This is a genomic window from Streptomyces sp. SCL15-4, from assembly GCF_033366695.1.
Classification (GTDB): Bacteria; Actinomycetota; Actinomycetes; order Streptomycetales; family Streptomycetaceae; genus Streptomyces.
In genome coordinates, this window is the sequence record NZ_JAOBTQ010000001.1 from 7,466,989 (window position 1) to 7,486,368 (window position 19,380).

Sequence of the window (19,380 nt, forward strand, 5' to 3'; positions counted from 1 at the left end):
CATGGAGACCCCTCGTGTCCCTCACCTTCCACTGGTTCCTGCCCACCAACGGCGACAGCCGCCATGTGGTCGGCGGCGGCCACGGCACCCCGGCGACCGCCTCCGGCCGGGACCGGCCCCCGACCGTCGCCTATCTGAGCCAGATCGCGCGGGCCGCCGAGGAACTGGGCTTCGCGGCCGCGCTCACCCCGACCGGCGCCTGGTGCGAGGACGCGTGGCTGACCACCGCCATGGTCAGTCAGCACACCGAACGGCTGAAGTTCCTCGTCGCCTTCCGGCCCGGTTTCGTCTCGCCGACGCTCGCCGCGCAGATGGCGACCACCTTCCAGCGGCAGACCGGGGGACGGCTGCTGCTCAACGTCGTCACCGGCGGCGAGAGCCGGGAGCAGCGGGCCTACGGCGACTTCCTCGACAAGGACGCCAGGTACCGCCGTACCGGTGAATTCCTGCATGTCGTACGGGAATTGTGGGAGGGCAAGGGCGTCGATCTGCACGGGGAGCACCTGCGGGTCGAGGACGCGCGGCTGAGCCGGGTGCCCGATCCGGTGCCCGAGGTGTACTTCGGCGGCTCCTCGCCGGCCGCGGGGGAGGTCGCGGCCCGGTACGCCGACGTCTACCTCACCTGGGGCGAGCCGCCCGCGCAGGTCGCCGGGAAGATCGCCTGGATCCGCCGGCTCGCCGCCGCGCGCGGCCGTACCCCGCGCTTCGGGATCCGGCTGCACGTGATCACCCGGGACACGGCGGAACAGGCCTGGGCGGAGGCGGACCGGCTGCTCGCCGGGTTCGACCCGGAGACGGTCCGGGCCGTGCAGGAGGGACTGGCCCGCAGCGAGTCGGAGGGGCAGCGGCGCATGCTCGCGCTGCACGGCGGTGGCCGGGACGGGCTGGAGATCCACCCCAACCTGTGGGCCGGCATCGGGCTGGTGCGCGGCGGCGCGGGAACGGCGCTGGTCGGCAGTCATGAGGAGGTGGCCGAGCGGATCAAGGAGTACCACGCCCTCGGCATCGACGAGTTCGTCCTCTCCGGCTATCCGCATCTGGAGGAGGCCTACTGGTTCGGCGAGGGCGTCCTGCCCCGGCTCGCCGCGCAGGGCTTGTGGGCCCACCCCCACGGGCCGGCGTCCGCCGCACCCGCGGAGGTACCGCTCGCGATCTGACCGACGGCGCGCGTTCCCGCTCAGCCGCTCCGCCCCCCGGCGTCGCCCGGCGCCCCGCCCAGCGCCCGCAGATGGGCCTCGCGCGACTCGGCGGTCTGGCCCTGCACCAGGAGGAACAACGCCTCCCGGGCGAGGCGCTGGGCGCGGCTCGTCAGGGCCATGGCGCGGCCGCCGCCGGCCACCACCGCCGCCGTGGTCGCCGTACGCAGCAGCTCGTAGGCCCGCGCGCGCACCGCCAGCCGCTCCCGCACCCAGGCGTCCACCGCTCCGGGCCCCGTCCCGGCTTCCGGTCCGGTCCCGTTCCCGCGCGGACCCGTCCATCCCTCGGGCACCGGACCGTCCGCCAGTTCGTACGCCCTGCCGCGGATCCCGGCGAGGCGGGCGCGGAGCGGGGCGGCCGTGTCCGCGTCCAGGAGGGAGAGCGCGGCCCGCGTCACGCCGAAGACCGCGGGGCTGGTGTGCAGGGTCCTGGCCCGGTCGCCGGCGGCCCAGCGGTCGTACGGCGTGCGCAGCGCCACCGACTCCGCGGGCAGCCACAGGCCGTCCAGTTCCAGGGACACCGTGCGCGCGGCGGTGAGGGCCGCCAGCCGCATCGGTGCCGAGGCCCGCAGCCCCGGCCGCTCGCGGGCCTCGGTGAAGGCGGACAGCACCTCGCCGGAGTCGGTCACCCCGGCCAGCAGCATCACGTCGTTCAGGCCCCAGCCGGTGTACCAGGGCACCGTCCCGTCGAACCGCCAGCCGCCGCGCTCCGGCCGGACCCGCACCGGACGGTGCGGAGCCGACCGCACATGCGCGTACGCCACGCCCGACAGCAACTCCCCTCGGGACAGCGGGCCGAGCAGCCGCTCCCGCACCGGGTGACCGCTGTGCGCCAGGATCTGCACCGGCGTGTGGTGCTGGGTCTGCACGAACCAGGTCGCACAGCACGCCCCGGACAGGATCTCCGCGACCTCCCGCGCCACGGCGGCCGGCGCTCCCGCACCCCCGTGCTCCACCGGCGCGCTCACCCCGAGCAGACCCGACCGCTTCACCGCCCCGACATGCCCCGGTGGCACCCCCTCCTGGTCGACCCGCTCGGCCTCGGGGAGGAGCAGGTCCGCGGCGAGCCGGCGGGCGCTGACGACGAGGGGATGCCGAGTGAGATCCATACCGGAGATTCTTCCGGTTCCGCGGACGGTGTATCCGCACGGTGTACCCGCGCGGCACGGGCCGTCCCGGGCCCGGCGTGACCCTCGTCACCCCGGGGGTGCCGCCGGAATGAACTTGAGGACATGAAAGGTTGCCAAATGCATCCGACTGTCCGTACGTGATCCATCGAGGCACCGTGAACCACTCCCTGCCCGAGCAGCCCGCCGAGATCGTGGCCCGGCTGCGCGCCACCTTCGCCACCGGCCGCACGAAGTCCGTCGACTGGCGTACCGGCCAGCTGCGCCGGCTGCGCGCCCTGCTCACGGAACGCGGCGCCGACCTCGCCGCCGCCCTCCGCGCCGACCTCGGCAAGAGCGGCACCGAGGCCCGTCGCACCGAGATCGACTTCACCGTCCGCGAGATCGACCACACGCTGGAGCACCTGGCCGACTGGCTGCGCCCCGAGCCCGCGCCCGTCCCGGCGCACCTGGGTGCCGACGCCACGGCCTGGACGCAGTACGACCCGCTGGGCGTCGTCCTCGTGATCGCGCCCTGGAACTACCCGGCGCAGCTGCTGCTCGCCCCCATGGTCGGCGCGCTGGCCTCCGGCAACGCGGTGGTCGCCAAGCCGAGCGAGCTGGCCCCGGCCACCTCCGCCGCGCTGGCCGAACTGATCCCGGCCTATCTGGACCGGGACGCCGTCGCCGTCGTCGAGGGCGGTGTGCCCGAGACCACGGCCCTGCTGGCCGAGCGCTTCGACCACATCTTCTACACGGGCAACGGCGCCGTCGGCCGTATCGTCATGCGGGCCGCCGCCGAGCACCTCACCCCGGTCACCCTCGAACTCGGCGGCAAGTCACCGGTGTTCGTGGACCGCGGCACCGACCCGGAGGTGGTCGCGGACCGGCTCGTCCGCGGCAAGTTCCTCAACGCGGGCCAGACCTGCGTCGCCCCCGACTACGTCCTGACCGACCCGGAGACCGCGCCCGCCCTGGAAGCCGCGCTGGTCCGCGCGGTCGAGAACCTGTTCGGCGCCGACCCGGCCCGCTCGCCGGAGTACGGCCGGATCGTCAACGAGCGGCACTTCGACCGGCTGTCCGGCCTGCTCGGCTCCGGCCGGGTCGTCGTCGGCGGCGTGGGCGACCGGGCGGCGAAGTACCTCGCGCCGACCGTCCTCGCCGACGTCGACCCCGACTCGCCCGTCATGCGGGAGGAGATCTTCGGCCCCATCCTGCCGATCGTCACCGTGTCCGGGCCGGACGAGGCCATCGCGTTCGTCAACGACCGCGACAAGCCCCTTGCCCTGTACGTCTTCAGCGAGTCGGACGAGATCCGCGCGCGCTTCGCAGCCGAGACCTCCTCGGGCGGCCTCGGCCACGGCCTGCCGGTCGCCCATCTCACCGTCTCCGACCTGCCGTTCGGCGGCGTGGGGGAGAGCGGCATGGGCAACTACCACGGCCGCTACTCCATCGAGACCTTCAGCCACCGCAAGGCGGTCCTGGCGAAGCCGCTGCACTGACCGTACCGGCCCCGACTCCGGTACCTGTCAGGGGACTTCGCTCGCCCGTCGGAGGAGTCCGTCCCCGCGGGCGCGCGGTGAACGGCCGGTCCGCACCCTTGACTGGTACATACCAAAGCGGTTGAGTGGGCCCACCCCCCACCACGGCCGCCCCCGACTCCGGCGGGTGCGGCCGTGCCGGACAAAGGAGTTGGTCCGTGTCGAGGCACCGCATCGCCGCAGCCCTTACCTCCCTCGCCGTCGCCGGTTGCGCCCTGGCGTCCCAGGCGGCGCCGGCCTCCGCCGCCGGTTTCGTGGTGAGCGAGGCGCAGTTCGACCAGATGTTCCCGAACCGGAACGCGTTCTACACCTACAGCGGTCTGACCGCCGCGCTCGGCGCCTACCCCGCCTTCGCGAACACCGGCAGCGACACCGTGAAGAAGCAGGAGGCCGCCGCCTTCCTCGCCAATGTCGGCCACGAGACCGGCGGACTGGTGTACGTCGTCGAGCAGAACACCGCCAACTACCCTCACTACTGCGACTGGAGCCGCCCCTACGGATGTCCGGCGGGCCAGGCCGCCTACTACGGACGCGGCCCCATCCAGCTCTCCTGGAACTTCAACTACAAGGCCGCCGGCGACGCGCTCGGCATCGACCTGCTCAACAACCCCGACCTGGTGCGCAACAACGCCTCCGTCGCCTGGAAGACCGGCCTGTGGTACTGGAACACGCAGTCCGGGCCCGGCACCATGACCCCGCACAACGCGATGGTGAACGGCGCCGGCTTCGGCCAGACCATCCGCAGCATCAACGGCTCGCTGGAGTGCGACGGCAAGAACCCGGCCCAGGTGCAGAGCCGGGTCTCCGCGTACCAGCGCTTCAGCCAGATCCTCGGAGTCTCGCCGGGCGCCAACCTGTACTGCTGAGGACCGGCCGGGTGCCGTGTGCGAGACTCCGCCGATGACCACGCAGAAGATCACCGCGGACGCCTCCGGCACCTTCGCGCTGGGCGACCTGCCCGTCCACCGCATCGGGCTCGGCACCATGCGGCTGACGGGCAGCGCCGCCTTCCACCACGGCACCCCCGGCGACCGCGAACGGTCCCTGACCGTGCTGCGCGAGGCCGTCGCACTCGGCGTGAACCACATCGACACGGCGGCCTTCTACTTCTCCTCGCTGCGCTCCGCCAACGAACTCGTCAACACCGCGCTGTCCCCCTACCCCGACGACCTGGTCATCGCCGCCAAGGTCGGTCCCTACCGCGACTACCACGGCGAGTGGGGCGCCTCCGCCCGGCCCGGCGAGCTGCGCGGCCATGTCGAGGAGAATCTGCGCCAGCTCGGCCGGGACCACCTCGACGTCGTCTACCTCCGCCGGATGAGTCAGGACTCCATCGCCGAACACTTCGGCGCCCTCGCCGAGTTGCGCACGGCCGGCCTCGTCCGGCACCTCGGGATCTCCGGCGTGGAACCCCGGCACCTCGCCGAGGCGCTCGAGATCGCCCCGGTGGTCTGCGTCCAGAACCGGTACGCCCTGGACCGCCCCGACCCCGCCGGCGACGAGCTGCTGCGGCTGTGCGGGGAGCACGGCATCGCCTTCGTCCCCTTCTACACCGTGGCCGGCGAGGCGGGCGAGCACGGCGCCACGGCCGCCCACGACGACGCGGTGCTGTCCGTCGCCCGCGCCCACGGCGTGAGCCCCGCGCAGGTCCGCATCGCCTGGACCCTGCACCAGGGCCCGCACGTCCTCGCCATCCCCGGCACCGGCGACCCCGGCCACCTGGCCGACAACGTCGCCGCCGGGGCGCTGCGGTTCACCGACGGGGAACTGGCCCGGCTCGCCGAGGCCCGCGCCCAGGCCGGCTGACCGGCCGGACACGGCCGCGAGGCCCGTACCCGGACCGGCCGTTCGCCGCGGGCCCGGCCGGGCGGTGCCCGCCGGCCGGTGTCACGCCACCCAGGCGCCGTCCCGCATCAGATGCCGGCCGCGCAGCTCGCGCACCCCGTGCCACGCCTGCACCGCGACCGGCCGCACCTGGAAGAAGACGTACGCCGCACCGTCCGTGCGCGGGTCCCAGCCGGTCTTCGCCGCGAACGCCCCGGCCGCCGCCACCGGCACCTCCGCGGGGCCGAAGACCCGCACCTCCCCGTCGACCAGCACGACGTCCCGGGTGTCGCCGAGGGCGAGCCGGGTGCGGCCGCCGTCGCGCAGATTGCGGCCCGTCGGGTTGGTGCCGCGCGTGCACAGCCAGAACGACTCCGCGTGCCAGACGAACCACAGCGGCACCAGGCAGGGCACGCCGTGCGCGTCCGCCGAGGCCACCCAGATGTCGCTCTCCCGCTCCAGCCGGGCCAGTACGTCGCTCTTGCGCCTGGCCGGGCCGCGGACCGCTTCGTCGATCGTCATGTCCGGGGACGCTACCGGGACGCGCCCCGCCGGCACCTCCGCCCCGAGCCGCCCCGCACCCGCGACCCCGGACGTAGGTCCCCGGCCCCATGCGCCCGCGCACGCCGGAGCCCGCCCCGCGCCCGGCAGGCCACGCCACCCCCCTGACTACGATGGCGTGGACGGCCGTGAGAACCGCACTACGAAGACGGGGTGAGGAACCTCCCCATGACCGACGCCAAGGGTGAACGCCGGCCGGCCGGCGAACTCGAAGCGAGCGTCCTGGCCGCGCTCTGGGCCGCCGCCGCACCCCAGACACCCGGCGAGGTCCAGTCGAGCCTCGGCGCCGGCCTCGCCCGTACGACGGTGACGACGATCCTCACCCGGCTGCACGACAAGGGCGTGGTCGACCGGCGGCGCCAGGGCCGGGGCTATGCCTACTTCCCCGTCCGGGACGCCCAGGACGCCCACGGCCTCACCGCCCGCCGGATGCACGGCGAACTGGACCGGGACAGCGATCGCGAGACGGTGCTCGCCCGCTTCGTCGCCCAGCTCAGCCCGGACGACGAACGCATCCTGCGCGAGCTGCTCGACTCCGACGGCCGATGACCGTCCTGCTCCTGCTCCCGCTCCCGCTGCTGCTCCCGTTCGCCCTGCCGTCCCTGGCCCGCCGGGCGCTGGACCGGCTGACCCCGGCGGCCGCGCTGTGGTCCGTGGCGGGCTGCGCGCTGCTGCTCGCCGGCTGTACGGCGGTGACGCTCGGCGTGCTGCTCCTGCCCGGGCTGCTGAAGCTGCCGTTCCTCGCCGCGCCCGGCGAGCTGGTCCATCCGCTGCGCACCGCTCCCGCCGCCCTCGTGGTCCCGGCCGCCGCCGCCTCGGCCGGCGCGCTCGCCCGGTGCGGCCGGACCCTCGGCCGCTCGGTACGGGAGCAGGCCCGCGCCTTCCGGGCGGCCCGCGCCGAGGCCGGCCGCCGGCCCGCCGCCGGCGATCTGTGCGTGGTGGACTCGTCCAGGCCCGACGCCTACGCCCTGCCCGGCCGCCCGCACCGGGTCGTCGTCACCACGGCCATGCTGCGCGCCCTGGACGGCCCCGAGCGGGAGGCGCTGCTCGCCCATGAGCGGGCGCACAACGCGGGCGGCCACCACTACGCGCTGGCCGCCGCCGAAGTCGCGGCGCACTGCCACCCGGCGCTGCGGCGGGTCCGGGACATTGTCCGGCTCGCGGCCGAGCGCGCCGCGGACGAGGCCGCCGCCGCCTCGGTCGGCGACCGCCGGCTGACCGCCCGGGCCATCGCCCGCGCGGCCCTCGCCGCCCGGCCCGACGGCCCCGCGCGCCCCGGTTTCGCCGCCGGCGCCGCCACCGGCCCCGTCCCGCGGCGCGTCCAGGCCCTGCTGGCGGCCCCGCGCCCGCCCGGGGCCCACCGCACGGCCGCCGTGCTCCTCGCCGCCTGCGCCACCCTGTCCTGCCTGGCCTCGGCCGCCACGGCGGCCGACGTCCACCACCGCGTGGAGGTAGCCCAGGGCGAGGAGAGGCCCTGATCCCGACGCCGTGACGGACCGCTCCGCACGACCGGACCGCACAGCCGCTTCCCCAGGGCGCCCACCCTCGCCACCCAGGACTCCGCCCTCGCGTGACGCGCGTAGAAAGCGGACTGGCGCCCGCAACGTTTTACGTATAACCTCACCGGCTAACCACCCCCCTCCGGAAGGCAGCCATGCGTCGCGTCGCCCTGGTCACCCTCGTCGTCCACGACTACGACGAGGCGATCCGCTTCTACACCGAGGCCCTGGGATTCCGTCTCGCCGAGGACGCCCCGCGCCCCGACGGCTCCCGCTGGGTCGTCGTCGAGCCCGGTGGCGACGGAAGCGGCACCGGGCTGCTCCTGGCCCGCGCCAAGGACACCTGCCAGCGCGCCCGGGTCGGCGACCAGACCGGCGGACGCGTGGGCTTCTTCCTGCACACCGACGACTTCGCCCGCGACCACGCCCGGATGACCGCCGCCGGCGTGACCTTCCTGGAGGAGCCGCGCCACGAGCCGTACGGCACGGTCGCCGTCTTCCAGGACCTCTACGGCAACCGCTGGGACCTGCTCCAGCCCGCCGCCCACTGACCGCACCGCATCACCAGCCGAGGAACGACACACCATGACCGCGTCCCGTATCGACACCGAGACCCTCCGCCGGCTCCCCAAGGCCGTCCTGCACGACCACCTGGACGGCGGCCTGCGCCCCGCCACCGTCGTCGAACTCGCCGACGCGGCCGGCCACACCCTGCCCACCACCGACCCCGGCGAGCTGGCCGCCTGGTACGTCGAGGCCGCCAACTCCGGCGACCTGGTCCGCTACATCGCCACCTTCGAGCACACCCTCGCCGTCATGCAGACCCGCGAGGGCCTGCTGCGCACCGCCGAGGAGTACGTCCTCGACCTCGCCGCCGACGGCGTCGTCTACGCGGAGGTGCGCTACGCCCCCGAGCTGATGCTCAAGGGCGGACTCACCCTGCCCGAGGTCGTCGAGGCCGTACAGGAGGGTCTGGCCGCCGGCATGGCCAAGGCGGCGGCGGCCGGCACCCCCGTCCGGGTCGGCACCCTGCTGTGCGGGATGCGCATGTTCGACCGCGTCCGCGAGGCCGCCGAGCTGGCCGTCGCCTACCGGGACGCCGGTGTCGTCGGCTTCGACATCGCCGGCGCCGAGGACGGCTTCCCGCCCGCCGACCACCTCGACGCCTTCGCGTACCTGCGCGCCGAGAGCATGCCCTTCACCATCCACGCGGGCGAGGCGTACGGCCTGCCCAGCATCCACCAGGCCCTCCAGGTGTGCGGCGCCCAGCGCATCGGCCACGGAGTGCGCCTGACCGAGGACATCGTGGACGGCAAGCTCGGCCGCCTCGCCTCCTGGGTACGCGACCGCCGCATCGCCCTGGAGATGTGCCCCACCTCCAACCTCCAGACCGGCTGCGCCACCTCCGTCAAGGAGCACCCGATCACGGCGCTGAAGGACCTCGGCTTCCGCGTCACCCTGAACACCGACAACCGCCTGGTGTCGGGGACGACGATGACCCGCGAGATGTCCCTGCTGGTGGAGCAGGCCGGCTGGACGGCGGAGGACCTGCGCACGGTCACCGTCAACGCCCTGAAGAGCGCGTTCATCCCGTTCGACCAGCGCACGGCCCTCATCGAGGACGTGGTCCTGCCGGGCTACGCCGCCGCGCTCTGAACCAGCCCCCTGAGATAGGCGGCCTGCCCGACGTGCTGGAGATCGTCGGACAGGACGCTCACCAGGCGCACGCCCAGGCTGACCGGTGGATCCCAGCGCTCGTCCACGACGCGCTCCAGATCCTTGGCGGCCAGCGTGCGCAGGACCCCGAGGGTCTGCTCGTGGACGGCGTCGTAGTACCCGGTCAGCAGCCCGGCCGAGGCCACCCGCACCTTCGCGACCTCGGCCGGGCTGTGCCCGTAGCCCGTGTCGTGCCGGGGCAGGCCGAGCCCGAACCGCTTCTGCCAGTCCTGGGCGAGCCACACCTGGTCCAGGCCGAAGGCGTCGGCGATGTGGTCGTCCTGCACCCGGGTGAGGTGCCAGACCAGCCACGCGAGGGTGTTGGCGTCAGGGGCCGGGCGGTGGTGCAGCTCCTCGGGGCCGAGGCCGTCGAGGGCGGCATGGACTTCTTCCCGGACGCGGCCGTAGCCGTCGATGAGGATGTCCTTGGCATGCATACCGTCCACCTTCGCAAACCACCGCCGCTCCCGCGTCCGCAAGAGGGCGGCCGGCGCGTCACGTCCCCGTTTCGAGCAGCGTGATCAGCGCCCGGGCGGCCGGGCTCGCGGCCCGCTCCGGCGGCAGCAGGGCCACCGTCTCGTACCGCGCCTCGCCCATGCCCTCCAGCGGCAGCGCCGCGAGCGCCGGCCGCTTGTGCCGGAAGTGCCGGGGCACGACCGCGACGCCCAGGTTCTCGTCCACCAGGTCCAGCAGACTGTGCACGTCGTTGACCTCCAGCGCGACCGTGCGCCGGACCCCGGCCGCGGCGAACGCGGCGTCGGTGGTGCGGCGCGGACCCCAGTCCGGGTGGAAGTCCACGAACACCTCACCGGTGAGGTCGTCCGGGCCGAGGGCGGCCGGCGCGGCGGCGAGCCGGTGGCTGGGGTGGCACAGTACGGTCATCGGCTCGCAGGCCAGCGAGACCGACCGCAACTGGTCGGTGTCGGCCTGGGTGCGGTAGGCGAAGGCCAGGTCGAGCCGCCCGGCCGCGACCTCCTCCGCCAGCGCCACCGAACCGGTCTGCCGCAGCCGGATCTCCACATCCGGGTGCCGGCCCCGGAAGGCCGCCAGCAGCGGGGCCACCCGCACGCCGGCGATGCACTGCTCGGTGCCGAGCGCGAGCGTGCCGCGCAGCACGCCCTGCACCGCAGCCACCGCGTCGTGCGCCGCCCGCACCTGGGCGAGGATCCGCTCGGCCTCCGCCAGCAGCGCCCGCCCCGCCTCCGTCAGGGTCACCCGGCGCGTGGTCCGCACGAACAGCGGCGCCCGCAGCTCCCGCTCCAGCGCCCGGATCGACGCCGACAGACCCGACTGGGACACCATCAGACGCTCGGCGGCCCGGGTGAAGTGCCGGTCCTCGGCGACCGCGACGAAGTGCTGGAGATGGCGCAGTTCCATGATTGAGAAGCCTATCCGCACAATTCCATCGGATTCTTCTGTTGGACCGCTGCCCGCCGCCCGGGGAAGAGTGGAGGCGGTAGATCCTGTGCCCACCCCTCATGGAGTCGCGTTGTACACCGCACACCCCGACCGCTACGCCGACATGCCCTACCGGCGCACCGGACGCAGCGGCCTGAAGCTCCCCGCCCTGTCGCTCGGCCTGTGGCACAACTTCGGACCCGACCGGCCGGTGGAGACCCAGCGGGCCATCCTCCGCCGCGCCTTCGACCTCGGCGTGACCCACTTCGACCTGGCGAACAACTACGGCCCGCCGCCCGGCGCCGCCGAGTCCGCCTTCGGCGCGGCCCTGAAGGACGACTTCGCCCGCTACCGCGACGAGCTGGTCGTCTCCACCAAGGCCGGCTATCTGATGTGGCCCGGCCCGTACGGCGAGTGGGGCTCGCGCAAGTACCTGCTCGGCTCGCTCGACCAGAGCCTGAAGCGGATGGGCCTGGACTACGTCGACATCTTCTACTCGCACCGCCCGGACCCGGACACTCCGCTGGAGGAGACGATGGGCGCCCTGCACAGCGCGGTGCAGCAGGGCAAGGCCCTCTACGTCGGCGTCTCCAACTACTCCGCCGAGCAGACCCGCGAGGCCGCCCGCATCCTCGGCGAGCTGGGCACCCCGCTCCTCATCCACCAGCCGCGCTACTCGATGCTCGACCGGCGCCCCGAGGACGAGGGCCTGCTCGACACCCTGGACGAACTCCAGGTCGGCTCGATCGTCTACTCCCCGCTGGAGCAGGGCCTGCTCACCGGCCGCTACCTCGACGGCATCCCGGAGGACTCCCGGGCCGCGAGCGACAGCCCGTTCCTGAACTCGGACGCGGTCACCGAGGACCTGGTCGCCCGGCTGCGCGCGCTGGACGAGGTGGCCGCCTCCCGCGGCCAGACGCTGGCCCAGCTGGCGCTGGCCTGGGTGCTGCGCGGCGGCCGGGTGACGTCCGCGCTGGTCGGCGCGAGCAGCGTCCGCCAGATCGAGGACAGCGTGGCCGCCGTCCGCAACCTCGGGTTCGACGCCGGGGAACTGGCCCGGATCGACGCCATCGTCAAGCCGTGACGTCCTGACCCACCGCGGTCGTACGAGCCCGGCCGCCCGCCCCGGCGGCCGGGCTCCTCGCGTACGCCCGCTCCTCACGCGCCGGCGGGCACCCGGTCGAGGAAGCCGAGCACGGAGCGGATACGGCCGTCCGCGTCCAGCGTGATCACGTCGGAACCGGCGACCGGCGCGGACTCCTCTCCCGAGGACGTGTCCCCGGCCTCGTTCACCAGCTCCCAGGAGAAGCGCGCCGTGTCGTGGTGGCCGTCCACCGGGCCGAGGGGCCGGAAGACGTGCCCGGGGAACTGCTCGTGGGCGGCGGCGATGACGGCCGTGATCCCGTCGTGCCCGCCGACGTCGGCGAGAGGGTCGGTGTAACGGCCGTCCTCGGTCCAGGCGGCGGCCACGGCCTCCGCCCGCCGTTCCGGCCCGGTGGCGTTCCAGGCGTCGAAGTAACGGGACACGGCCATCTGGTAGCGGTCGTTGGTCGCGGACATGGGCGATCAGCCTCCATCGAGGATCGTCACTGGTCAGGGCCCGGATCTCCGCTGCGGTGACCCGGTACGGCAACCATGCCCGGAGCGGCCCGGGACCGTCGATTACCCCCGGGGTCATGGCCGGGCGCCTCGGACGCGCGAAGGACCTCACCGGACCGTGTCGTTTCGGCCAGGACCTGCGCGGAATATGCCAAGAGACTGGCCTAAAAGACATGGTGACAGTGATTCAGCAGTGAACATACTCGACTGTGCGGGCTTCACTTCCAGCGAGGCCCCGATCACGCACCGCACACGAGCCGCAGCGAAAGCGAGGCCGGCCCGCAGGCGAACGACGCGACGGGGGAGTGCGCATGCACGACGAGTTCCTGTGCCATGTCACCGCGTACGGCATCTGCGGCGGACAGCGCATCGGAGTACCGCTCGGCACCTACCGGGCCCCCACGCTCGCGCTCGCCCTGTGGTGGCTGCGCGACCGGGCGAGCTGGATCGCCGACCGCCTCGACCCGAGTCCGCAGGCCGCGCACTTCCCGCCCCGTGCGCTGGTCCCGGTCGCCGACACCGTGCCCGACGTGCCGGCCGTCCTGCGCGCCTGGTGCGGCGACCCGGCCCGGCAGGAACTGGTCGCCGACGAGCTGGCCGCGGGCAGGCTGGTGCGGATCGCGACCGGCGACGAGACCACCGAGTACGAGCTGCTCGCGGAGTCCGTCGACGCGCTGCGCATGCAGCGGACCATACCGGCCCTGGTCATACCGGTAGCCTGACCCTCCGCCGCGCCGCCGCAAGGCCGGGCGCCGGCGGTCCGGACCCGACCGTGACCGGCGGCTCCCTGTGCGCGGTCGGCGAACGCGTCCGAGGGACTGCCGGGCCGGGCTCGGGGTACGAGGACGGGAGCGACAGCCACCGGCCGCACCGGGCCTTTCCGAGAGAGAACAGCATGACCGAGCACCTGGGCGGGGCAGTGATACCGACTGGTTTCGACGTACCCGTGGAGCCGCTGCGGCGCGCGGCGCACTACACCGGCGCACCCGGCTGTATCGCCGAGGCACGTGCCTTCGCCGCCCGGTTCCTCCAGCGGCTGCGCACCGAGTGGTGCGCCAGCGTCGGCGACCGCGCCGACGGCGAGCTGCTGCTGATGGTGAGCGAACTGGTCACCAACGCCGACCGGCACAGCAACGGCCCGTACATCCTGGAGCTGGAGGGCACGGACAGCTCGGTCGTGGTGTCCGTGTACGACAGCAGTACGGCCCTGCCGCGCCGGTTCCCGAAGAACCCCGAGCGCGTCGGGCGGCACGGGCTGGAGATCGTGCACGCGCTGGCCGCCGAGGTCACCGTCGAGCGTGTCCCCGTGGGCAAGCGGGTGCGGGCCGTCTTTTCCCTGCGGCGGGGCTGAACCTCTCCGGCAGGATCTCTCCCGCGCGGCCGGGCCGAGCCCGCTGCCCAGGCACTCGGCCTGCGGCGGGACGCGGCCCGTCGGCGTCGTGACCCCCGGACGTCAGGCGCAGCCCAGTTCCCCGAGCATTCCCTGGCGCAGCCGGGTGATGATCCGCTTGATCAGCCGGGAGACGTGCATCTGGGAGCAGCCCAGCCGCTCACCGATCTCGGCCTGCGTGGCCTCCTCCACGAACCGCAGGTGGATGATCTGCCGGTCGCGTTCGCTCAGCTCCGCCATCAGCGGGGCGAGCGCGTGGAAGTCCTCCACGAGCCGCAGGCCCTCCTCCTCCACACCGATGAAGTCGGCGAGCACGGCCTCGCCGTCCTCGGGGCCGTCCCCGGTGAGCGCGGCGTCCAGGGAGGCGGAGTTGTAGCCGTTCGAAGCGAGCTGGGCCTCGACCACCTCCTTCTCGGAGATGTTCATCAGCGTGGCCAGCTCCGCCACCGTCGGGTCCCGGTCCAGCCGGCTGGACAGCTCCTCGCGCGCCTTGGCCAGCTCCACCCGCAGCTCCTGGAGCCGGCGCGGCACATGGACGGCCCAGGTGGTGTCGCGGAAGAACCGCTTGATCTCGCCGACGATGTACGGCAGCGCGAACGACGTGAACTCCACCTCGCGCGCCAGCTCGAACCGGTCGATGGCCTTGATCAGGCCGATCATGCCGGTCTGGACGACGTCCTCCATGTCGTCCCCGCGGCCCCGGAAGCGTCCGGCCGCGAACCGCACGAGCGACATGTTCATCTCGATGAGTGTGTTGCGCGCGTACTGGTACTCGTGCGTTCCCTCTTCCAGCTCGGCCAGCCGGCGGAAGAACTGACGGGACAGCTCGCGCGCGTCGCGCGGCGCGACGGACGCCGGGTCCGTGATGCCGGGCAGTGACCCCTCGTCCGCTCTGTCCTGCTCGGTCTCCTCGACGGTCTGTGCTTCCGACCGGGTCCCGGCGGCGGTGTTCATTACCTCTCCCACGAAAGTCACGGTTCGACGTCTTCCTGTGCGGCCTCCGGTCCGGCACCCGGTGGAGCCGGTTCCAGTGTCCGGACAGCGTCTCCGGCGGGTACCCGTTGTACAACGGATCATGCCTTCCCGCGAAGCCGCTCACGGCGCGGGTACCCCTGGTGACGCGCTGCATGCCCCCGCCATCGCGCACTGGCGGAAAACGGCCGGTCCAAGGCCGGCCCGGGCGAGGATTTCCCTCAGGGCGAACGCCCGGTCCTTGCTCCCGACGGTACCGCTCCTAGGCTGACGGGATGACCAACCCGGTGAGCGACAAAGCCCGAGTGATCCCCCTGCGACCGGCACCGGCCCGCCCCGAGGCCCCGGAGAACGAGCCCGCCCCCAGGGAGCCGCTGTGGCGGGATCTGGTCGGCGAGGTGCTGCGCCGCGAGCGGCGGGCACAGCGGCGCACCCTCAAGGACGTGGCCGACGCGGCCCGGATCTCGCTGCCCTATCTGTCGGAGATCGAGCGCGGCCGCAAGGAGGCGTCGTCGGAGGTCCTCGCCGCCGCCGCGCACGCCCTCGGCCTCGGCCTCGGCGACCTGCTGTCGCGGGCGCACGGCGACCTGTCCCGCCGTACGGCCGGCCGGCCCGGCGCCGCGGCCCCGCAGCACCGCTCGTACCGCGGCCTCTGCCTCGCCGCCTGACCCCGGCGCGCCGGGCCGTGCCACGCGGCCCGGCCCGGCGTCCGGGCCTCTCTCACCCGTCCGGATGACCCGGTGGCCGGGCCGGCGATTTTCGCGGCGTGCGGCCGATGAGTTCCGCGGCGTGCGGCGGTCTCCTTCCACGACCGTGTTCCCCGACCCGTTCCACGCCCCGGGAGGCGCTCATGACCACCGACGGATTCCTCACCTGCCTCTGGTTCGACGGCCGGGCGGAGGAGGCCGCGCACCACTACGTGTCCGTCTTCAAGGACTCCCGCGTCGAGCGTGTCGTCCGGTGGCCCGAGTCCGGTCCCGGGCCGGCCGGCGCCGTGCTGACCGTGGAGTTCACGGCCAACGGCCAGCGGTTCGTCGCGCTCGACGGCGGACCGCAGTACACGTTCAACGAGGCGGTCTCCTTCCAGGTCCTCTGCGCGGACCAGCAGGAGATCGACCACTACTGGACGAAGCTGACCGAGAACGGCGGCGAGGGCGGCCCCTGCGGCTGGCTCAAGGACCGGTACGGCGTGTCCTGGCAGGTGGTCTACGCCCCGCTGCTCGACATGATCGCCGACCCGGACCCGGAGAAGGCCGGCCGCGCCCTGCGGTCGATGATGGGCATGGGCAGGCTGGACGCGGCCGAGCTGGAACGGGCGTACGCGGGCGAGTAGCGCACACGGCAGCCCACGGGCCGCCGCCGCACACCTCCTCACCGCATGGATCGCGGGTCGGCCGGGACCACCGCTGCCGACCGGATCTCCGGGGCCCGGCTCACCGCGCGGGCCGGACCCCGGATGACTAGCGTGAACAAGCGGGACACACCACATCAGGAGGGTCGCCAGCATGGCCGTGCAACCCGAAGGAACGCCCTGTTGGGCCGACGCGATGTTCAGCGACGTCGAGGGAGCCAAGCGGTTCTACGGCGACGTCCTCGGCTGGACCTTCGGCGAGTCGTCGTCGGAGTACGGCCACTACACCCAGGCCTACGCGGACGGCAGGGCCGTCGCGGCCGTCGTCCCGCCCATGCCCGGCCAGGAGGGCCAGTCGCGGTGGTGCCTGTACCTCGCCTCGCCGGACGCCGCGGCCGCCGCCCGCAGGATCCGGGACAGCGGCGGGGAGGTACTGCTGGAGCCGATGCGGGTCGGCGATTTCGGCACGATGTGCCTGGCCAGGGAGCCCGGCGGCGCCGTGTTCGGCGTGTGGCAGGCGGATACGCACGAGGGCTTCGAGGCGACGGCCGTGCCCGGCGCCTACTGCTGGGCCGAGGTCTTCACCAGGGAGCCGGAGCAGACGGACGCCTTCCTCACCGCCGTCTTCCCCTACCGGATGAAGGAGATCGAGGACGACGCGGTGGACTTCCGGATGTTCGACGTCGGCGAGGACACCGTCCTCGGCCGGATGCGGATGACCGACGACTTCCCGCCCGAGGTGCCCGCGTACATCAACGTCTACTTCACCACCGCCGACTGCGACGCGGCCGTCGACCGGGCCGTCGAACTCGGCGGGGTGCTCCGCTTCGGGCCGATGAGCAGCCCCTTCGGCCGGTTCGCGGCGCTCAGCGACCCGCAGGGAGCCGACTTCTCGGTGATCGACATCACGACCACCGAGGGGCGCATGCCGCAGATCAGGGACGTCTGACCGGCCCCGGCACGGCCCCGTCCGCGGCCATGGCATCATCGAGCGCATGCGTGAACGTGTGGTGGCCGCGTGCGACGGGGCTTCGAAGGGAAACCCCGGACCGGCCGGATGGGCGTGGGTGGTCTCGGACGACGACGAGCGGACCCCCGCCCGCTGGGCGGCGGGCCCGCTCGGCCGGGCCACCAACAACGTCGCCGAACTGACGGCCCTGGAGCGGCTGCTCACGGCCGTCGACCCGGAGGTGCCGCTGGAGATCCGGATGGACTCCCAGTACGCCATGAAGGCCGTCACCACCTGGCTGCCCGGCTGGAAGCGGAACGGCTGGAAGACCGCCGCCGGCAAGCCCGTCGCCAACCAGGACCTGGTGGTCCGCATCGACGAACTCCTCGGCGGCCGGTCCGTCGAGTTCCGCTACGTACCCGCCCACCAGGTCGACGGCGACCCGCTGAACGACTTCGCCGACCGCGCGGCCAGCCAGGCGGCCTCCGTCCAGGAGCCCGCCGGCAGCGAACTCGGCTCCCCGCAGCCCCCGCCGTCGCCCGACACCCCGGCGGCGGCCGGGGCGCCGCGCCGGAAGGCACCCCGCCGCGCCGGCGCCGGGGCGTCCCCGTCCTCCCGGACCATCAAGGCGAAGTTCCCCGGCCGCTGCCCGTGCGGCCGGTCCTACGCGGCCGGCGAGAAGATCGCCAAGAACGCGCAGGGCTGGGGTCACCCGGAGTGCCGTACCGCCGACGCCTGATCAGGCGTCGAACGTGTAGTACTTCGTGTGGTCCAGCAGGTCCGCCGGGCGCACGGTGTTCCACGGCTTCATGGTCTCGTTCAGGTCCACCACGTCCGGCGTGCCGCCCGCCGGCACATAGGCGGCGTCCGGGTGCCGCCGCTGCCACTCGGCCCACAGCTTGTCGACGTAGGCGTGGTGCAGCCAGAACACCGGGTCGTTGGGGGAGACGCCGGTGGCCATCTGCCCGCCCACCCAGACGTGCACCCGGTTGTGCAGGTTCACCCCGCGCCAGCCCTCCAGGTGGTTGCGGAAGCCGTCCGAGGCGCTGTTGTACGGCGGCAGGTCGTACGCGGCCATCGCCAGCACCGACTCCACCTCGGCGCGCGTCGGCAGCTCGGCCACGCTCGTGCCGAGCGAGCGGCGCAGGAACGTCCGGCCGTCGACGCGCACGTTGACCGGCCAGTTGCCGGTGGACGCGGCGAACGGCCCGTCCATCACCCGGCCGTCGGTGCTGCGCCCGGTGCCGCCGAGGAAGTCCGGCGCCCACAGCGAGGCCCGCACGGTCCGGTCGGTGCTCCAGTCCCAGTACGGCAGCGTGACGGAGGAGTCCACGGCCCGCAGCGCCTCTTCGAAGTCGAGCAGGAATCTGCGGTGCCAGGGCAGGAAGGAGGGGGAGCGGTGGCCGGTCCGCTCACCGCTGTCGGTGTCCGACATGATGAACTCGTTGTGCGTGCGGACGAAATCGTCGTAGCGCCCGCTGCGCTTGAGTTCGAGGACGGCGGCGACGAACCGGCGCTTCTCGTCGGCGGTCAGGGTGGCCTGGTTCTTGCGTACGGTCATGGTGCGCGGTGCTCCGAAATCCTTGCGGGGGCGGTCAGTTGGCGGGGAACGGCAGCAGCGGGGCGCCTTGCAGCTCGTCCACCGCGGCACGGGCGGCGGCGCGCGGGGTGGGCACCGGGTCGTAGTGGCTGACGACACTGATCCAGCTGCCGTCGGCGTTGCGCATCACGTGCAGCCGCACGCCGTCGATGAACACCGCGTATCCGCCGCCGTGTTCGTGGTGGTGCTCGGTGCCGTCCGCCGGACGGCCCTGTATCCGGCGGCCCTTGTAGACCTCGTCGAAGGAATCGGGCGCGGCGGGGTCGTGGTGGCCGGTGGCGGGCGCGGCGGTCGCGGCGGGGGCGGTGAGGGCGACGGCCGCCGTGGCGGTCGCGGCGACGGCGGCCGCCGCGGTGAGCGCGCGACGCCGGGTGATCTCGGGCATGCGGGTCCTCCGGAAGAGTGATCTTTTTGGTGACGACGCATGCCTATCGGCAGGTCCCGGAGCGGAAGAAATCTCCCGGAACCGGTTGGCTGTGATCCGGACAATTAACCACATGTCATACAGAGTTGAACAAAGATGATCTTGCTGTGGCGGTGGTCCGATCCGCACCGGAACGGGGAATTCCTTGCCGGACCGCCCCGGTTTTCCTTGATCCTTTCCGGGTGCGGTCCGTCCGAGTGGCGCGGCTCACCACGCGAGACTGACGCGATCGGGCGGCCTGCCGCCCCTGCTAC

Annotated in this window: 23 protein-coding genes; 15 read left to right on the forward strand and 8 right to left on the reverse strand. The window is 73.4% G+C overall.

Annotated elements, in window-relative coordinates:
• Nucleotides 1-14 precede the first annotated feature (14 nt).
• Entirely contained in the window at nucleotides 15-1,157 is a 1,143-nt protein-coding gene (locus SCK26_RS33710) for an LLM class flavin-dependent oxidoreductase (protein WP_318205150.1), read from the forward strand.
• Between the two features lie 20 nt (nucleotides 1,158-1,177).
• On the opposite strand, the gene SCK26_RS33715 is transcribed toward SCK26_RS33710, so the two are convergent.
• Nucleotides 1,178-2,305: an acyl-CoA dehydrogenase family protein gene (locus SCK26_RS33715; RefSeq protein WP_318205151.1), complete on the reverse strand. Its 1,128-nt coding sequence runs from the start codon at nucleotides 2,303-2,305 to the stop codon at nucleotides 1,178-1,180.
• A gap of 176 nt (nucleotides 2,306-2,481) precedes the next feature.
• Between SCK26_RS33715 and SCK26_RS33720 the strand changes: the two genes are divergently transcribed.
• The 3 genes from SCK26_RS33720 to SCK26_RS33730 all read left to right on the forward strand — a co-directional run bounded on the left by SCK26_RS33720 (nucleotide 2,482) and on the right by SCK26_RS33730 (nucleotide 5,649).
• Complete coding sequence (locus SCK26_RS33720) at nucleotides 2,482-3,804, forward strand: aldehyde dehydrogenase family protein (RefSeq protein WP_318205152.1); 1,323 nt, start codon at nucleotides 2,482-2,484, stop codon at nucleotides 3,802-3,804.
• A 254-nt stretch (nucleotides 3,805-4,058) separates the two neighbouring features.
• A complete protein-coding gene (locus tag SCK26_RS33725) occupies nucleotides 4,059-4,709 on the forward strand; it encodes a chitinase (protein ID WP_412080875.1) in 651 nt (216 codons plus the stop codon).
• Nucleotides 4,710-4,743: 34 nt separating this feature from the next.
• A complete protein-coding gene (locus SCK26_RS33730; protein WP_318205154.1) occupies nucleotides 4,744-5,649 on the forward strand; it encodes an aldo/keto reductase in 906 nt (301 codons plus the stop codon).
• Between the two features lie 81 nt (nucleotides 5,650-5,730).
• On the opposite strand, the gene SCK26_RS33735 is transcribed toward SCK26_RS33730, so the two are convergent.
• Nucleotides 5,731-6,189 (reverse strand): pyridoxamine 5'-phosphate oxidase family protein, encoded by a 459-nt coding sequence (locus SCK26_RS33735; RefSeq protein WP_318205155.1) that lies wholly within the window; start codon nucleotides 6,187-6,189, stop codon nucleotides 5,731-5,733.
• A gap of 207 nt (nucleotides 6,190-6,396) precedes the next feature.
• Here SCK26_RS33735 and SCK26_RS33740 point away from each other — a divergent pair, with 207 nt between their 5' ends.
• The 4 genes from SCK26_RS33740 (at nucleotide 6,397) to SCK26_RS33755 (ending at nucleotide 9,383) form a co-directional block, all read left to right on the forward strand.
• Nucleotides 6,397-6,777 carry a BlaI/MecI/CopY family transcriptional regulator gene (locus SCK26_RS33740; RefSeq protein WP_318205156.1) on the forward strand — a complete coding sequence of 127 codons (381 nt, stop codon included), beginning with the start codon at nucleotides 6,397-6,399 and terminating at the stop codon, nucleotides 6,775-6,777.
• Nucleotides 6,774-7,706: a M48 family metalloprotease gene (locus SCK26_RS33745; RefSeq protein WP_318205157.1), complete on the forward strand. Its 933-nt coding sequence runs from the start codon at nucleotides 6,774-6,776 to the stop codon at nucleotides 7,704-7,706. Before SCK26_RS33740 ends, SCK26_RS33745 begins: the two co-directional genes overlap by 4 nt.
• Before the next feature lie 176 nt (nucleotides 7,707-7,882).
• A complete protein-coding gene (locus SCK26_RS33750; RefSeq protein WP_318205158.1) occupies nucleotides 7,883-8,278 on the forward strand; it encodes a VOC family protein in 396 nt (131 codons plus the stop codon).
• A 34-nt stretch (nucleotides 8,279-8,312) separates the two neighbouring features.
• The gene (locus SCK26_RS33755) at nucleotides 8,313-9,383 is read left to right on the forward strand and encodes an adenosine deaminase (protein ID WP_318205159.1); all 1,071 of its coding nucleotides are present in this window, start codon (nucleotides 8,313-8,315) and stop codon (nucleotides 9,381-9,383) included.
• Here SCK26_RS33755 and SCK26_RS33760 read toward each other — a convergent pair.
• Nucleotides 9,365-9,880 carry a mycothiol transferase gene (locus SCK26_RS33760; RefSeq protein WP_318205160.1) on the reverse strand — a complete coding sequence of 172 codons (516 nt, stop codon included), beginning with the start codon at nucleotides 9,878-9,880 and terminating at the stop codon, nucleotides 9,365-9,367. The two genes, SCK26_RS33755 and SCK26_RS33760, sit on opposite strands and share 19 nt — an antisense overlap.
• Nucleotides 9,881-9,938: 58 nt before the next feature.
• On the reverse strand, nucleotides 9,939-10,820 hold the full coding sequence (locus SCK26_RS33765) for a LysR family transcriptional regulator (RefSeq protein ID WP_318205161.1): 882 nt from the start codon (nucleotides 10,818-10,820) through the stop codon (nucleotides 9,939-9,941).
• Nucleotides 10,821-10,932: 112 nt separating this feature from the next.
• On the opposite strand from SCK26_RS33765, the gene mgrA reads away from it, so the two are divergent.
• Complete coding sequence (gene mgrA / locus SCK26_RS33770; protein ID WP_318205162.1) at nucleotides 10,933-11,925, forward strand: L-glyceraldehyde 3-phosphate reductase; 993 nt, start codon at nucleotides 10,933-10,935, stop codon at nucleotides 11,923-11,925.
• Between the two features lie 74 nt (nucleotides 11,926-11,999).
• Here mgrA and SCK26_RS33775 read toward each other — a convergent pair whose 3' ends face one another.
• A complete protein-coding gene (locus SCK26_RS33775) occupies nucleotides 12,000-12,401 on the reverse strand; it encodes a nuclear transport factor 2 family protein (protein ID WP_318205163.1) in 402 nt (133 codons plus the stop codon).
• A 350-nt stretch (nucleotides 12,402-12,751) separates the two neighbouring features.
• Here SCK26_RS33775 and SCK26_RS33780 point away from each other — a divergent pair, with 350 nt between their 5' ends.
• The gene (locus SCK26_RS33780; RefSeq protein ID WP_318205164.1) at nucleotides 12,752-13,162 is read left to right on the forward strand and encodes a hypothetical protein; all 411 of its coding nucleotides are present in this window, start codon (nucleotides 12,752-12,754) and stop codon (nucleotides 13,160-13,162) included.
• Nucleotides 13,163-13,335: 173 nt separating this feature from the next.
• Nucleotides 13,336-13,791, forward strand: coding sequence for an ATP-binding protein (locus tag SCK26_RS33785; RefSeq protein WP_318205165.1), 456 nt, complete (start codon nucleotides 13,336-13,338; stop codon nucleotides 13,789-13,791).
• Nucleotides 13,792-13,893: 102 nt separating this feature from the next.
• Here SCK26_RS33785 and SCK26_RS33790 read toward each other — a convergent pair whose 3' ends face one another.
• Complete coding sequence (locus SCK26_RS33790; RefSeq protein ID WP_318205166.1) at nucleotides 13,894-14,784, reverse strand: RNA polymerase sigma factor SigF; 891 nt, start codon at nucleotides 14,782-14,784, stop codon at nucleotides 13,894-13,896.
• A gap of 293 nt (nucleotides 14,785-15,077) precedes the next feature.
• Between SCK26_RS33790 and SCK26_RS33795 the strand changes: the two genes are divergently transcribed.
• The 4 genes from SCK26_RS33795 (at nucleotide 15,078) to SCK26_RS33810 (ending at nucleotide 17,841) form a co-directional block, all read left to right on the forward strand.
• Nucleotides 15,078-15,470 carry a helix-turn-helix transcriptional regulator gene (locus SCK26_RS33795; RefSeq protein WP_318205167.1) on the forward strand — a complete coding sequence of 131 codons (393 nt, stop codon included), beginning with the start codon at nucleotides 15,078-15,080 and terminating at the stop codon, nucleotides 15,468-15,470.
• Nucleotides 15,471-15,652: 182 nt separating this feature from the next.
• A complete protein-coding gene (locus tag SCK26_RS33800) occupies nucleotides 15,653-16,135 on the forward strand; it encodes a VOC family protein (RefSeq protein ID WP_318205168.1) in 483 nt (160 codons plus the stop codon).
• Nucleotides 16,136-16,307: 172 nt separating this feature from the next.
• A complete protein-coding gene (locus tag SCK26_RS33805) occupies nucleotides 16,308-17,102 on the forward strand; it encodes a VOC family protein (protein ID WP_318205169.1) in 795 nt (264 codons plus the stop codon).
• A gap of 34 nt (nucleotides 17,103-17,136) precedes the next feature.
• On the forward strand, nucleotides 17,137-17,841 hold the full coding sequence (locus tag SCK26_RS33810) for a ribonuclease H (RefSeq protein ID WP_318206146.1): 705 nt from the start codon (nucleotides 17,137-17,139) through the stop codon (nucleotides 17,839-17,841).
• On the opposite strand, the gene melC2 is transcribed toward SCK26_RS33810, so the two are convergent.
• A complete protein-coding gene (melC2, locus tag SCK26_RS33815) occupies nucleotides 17,842-18,663 on the reverse strand; it encodes a tyrosinase MelC2 (protein WP_318205170.1) in 822 nt (273 codons plus the stop codon).
• Nucleotides 18,664-18,697: 34 nt separating this feature from the next.
• Nucleotides 18,698-19,087: an apotyrosinase chaperone MelC1 gene (gene melC1 / locus SCK26_RS33820; RefSeq protein WP_318205171.1), complete on the reverse strand. Its 390-nt coding sequence runs from the start codon at nucleotides 19,085-19,087 to the stop codon at nucleotides 18,698-18,700.
• Between the last annotated feature and the right edge of the window lie 293 nt (nucleotides 19,088-19,380).

Coding starts and splice junctions, on each gene's coding strand:
- SCK26_RS33715 (WP_318205151.1), bottom strand. CDS start 2,305: ATGGATCTCACTCGGCATCCCCTCGTCGTCAGCGCCCGCCGGCTCGCC.
- SCK26_RS33730 (WP_318205154.1), top strand. CDS start 4,744: ATGACCACGCAGAAGATCACCGCGGACGCCTCCGGCACCTTCGCGCTG.
- SCK26_RS33735 (WP_318205155.1), bottom strand. CDS start 6,189: ATGACGATCGACGAAGCGGTCCGCGGCCCGGCCAGGCGCAAGAGCGAC.
- SCK26_RS33740 (WP_318205156.1), top strand. CDS start 6,397: ATGACCGACGCCAAGGGTGAACGCCGGCCGGCCGGCGAACTCGAAGCG.
- SCK26_RS33745 (WP_318205157.1), top strand. CDS start 6,774: ATGACCGTCCTGCTCCTGCTCCCGCTCCCGCTGCTGCTCCCGTTCGCC.
- SCK26_RS33750 (WP_318205158.1), top strand. CDS start 7,883: ATGCGTCGCGTCGCCCTGGTCACCCTCGTCGTCCACGACTACGACGAG.
- SCK26_RS33755 (WP_318205159.1), top strand. CDS start 8,313: ATGACCGCGTCCCGTATCGACACCGAGACCCTCCGCCGGCTCCCCAAG.
- SCK26_RS33760 (WP_318205160.1), bottom strand. CDS start 9,880: ATGCATGCCAAGGACATCCTCATCGACGGCTACGGCCGCGTCCGGGAA.
- SCK26_RS33765 (WP_318205161.1), bottom strand. CDS start 10,820: ATGGAACTGCGCCATCTCCAGCACTTCGTCGCGGTCGCCGAGGACCGG.
- SCK26_RS33775 (WP_318205163.1), bottom strand. CDS start 12,401: ATGTCCGCGACCAACGACCGCTACCAGATGGCCGTGTCCCGTTACTTC.
- SCK26_RS33780 (WP_318205164.1), top strand. CDS start 12,752: ATGCACGACGAGTTCCTGTGCCATGTCACCGCGTACGGCATCTGCGGC.
- SCK26_RS33785 (WP_318205165.1), top strand. CDS start 13,336: ATGACCGAGCACCTGGGCGGGGCAGTGATACCGACTGGTTTCGACGTA.
- SCK26_RS33790 (WP_318205166.1), bottom strand. CDS start 14,784: ATGAACACCGCCGCCGGGACCCGGTCGGAAGCACAGACCGTCGAGGAG.
- SCK26_RS33795 (WP_318205167.1), top strand. CDS start 15,078: ATGACCAACCCGGTGAGCGACAAAGCCCGAGTGATCCCCCTGCGACCG.
- SCK26_RS33800 (WP_318205168.1), top strand. CDS start 15,653: ATGACCACCGACGGATTCCTCACCTGCCTCTGGTTCGACGGCCGGGCG.
- SCK26_RS33805 (WP_318205169.1), top strand. CDS start 16,308: ATGGCCGTGCAACCCGAAGGAACGCCCTGTTGGGCCGACGCGATGTTC.
- melC2 (WP_318205170.1), bottom strand. CDS start 18,663: ATGACCGTACGCAAGAACCAGGCCACCCTGACCGCCGACGAGAAGCGC.
- melC1 (WP_318205171.1), bottom strand. CDS start 19,087: ATGCCCGAGATCACCCGGCGTCGCGCGCTCACCGCGGCGGCCGCCGTC.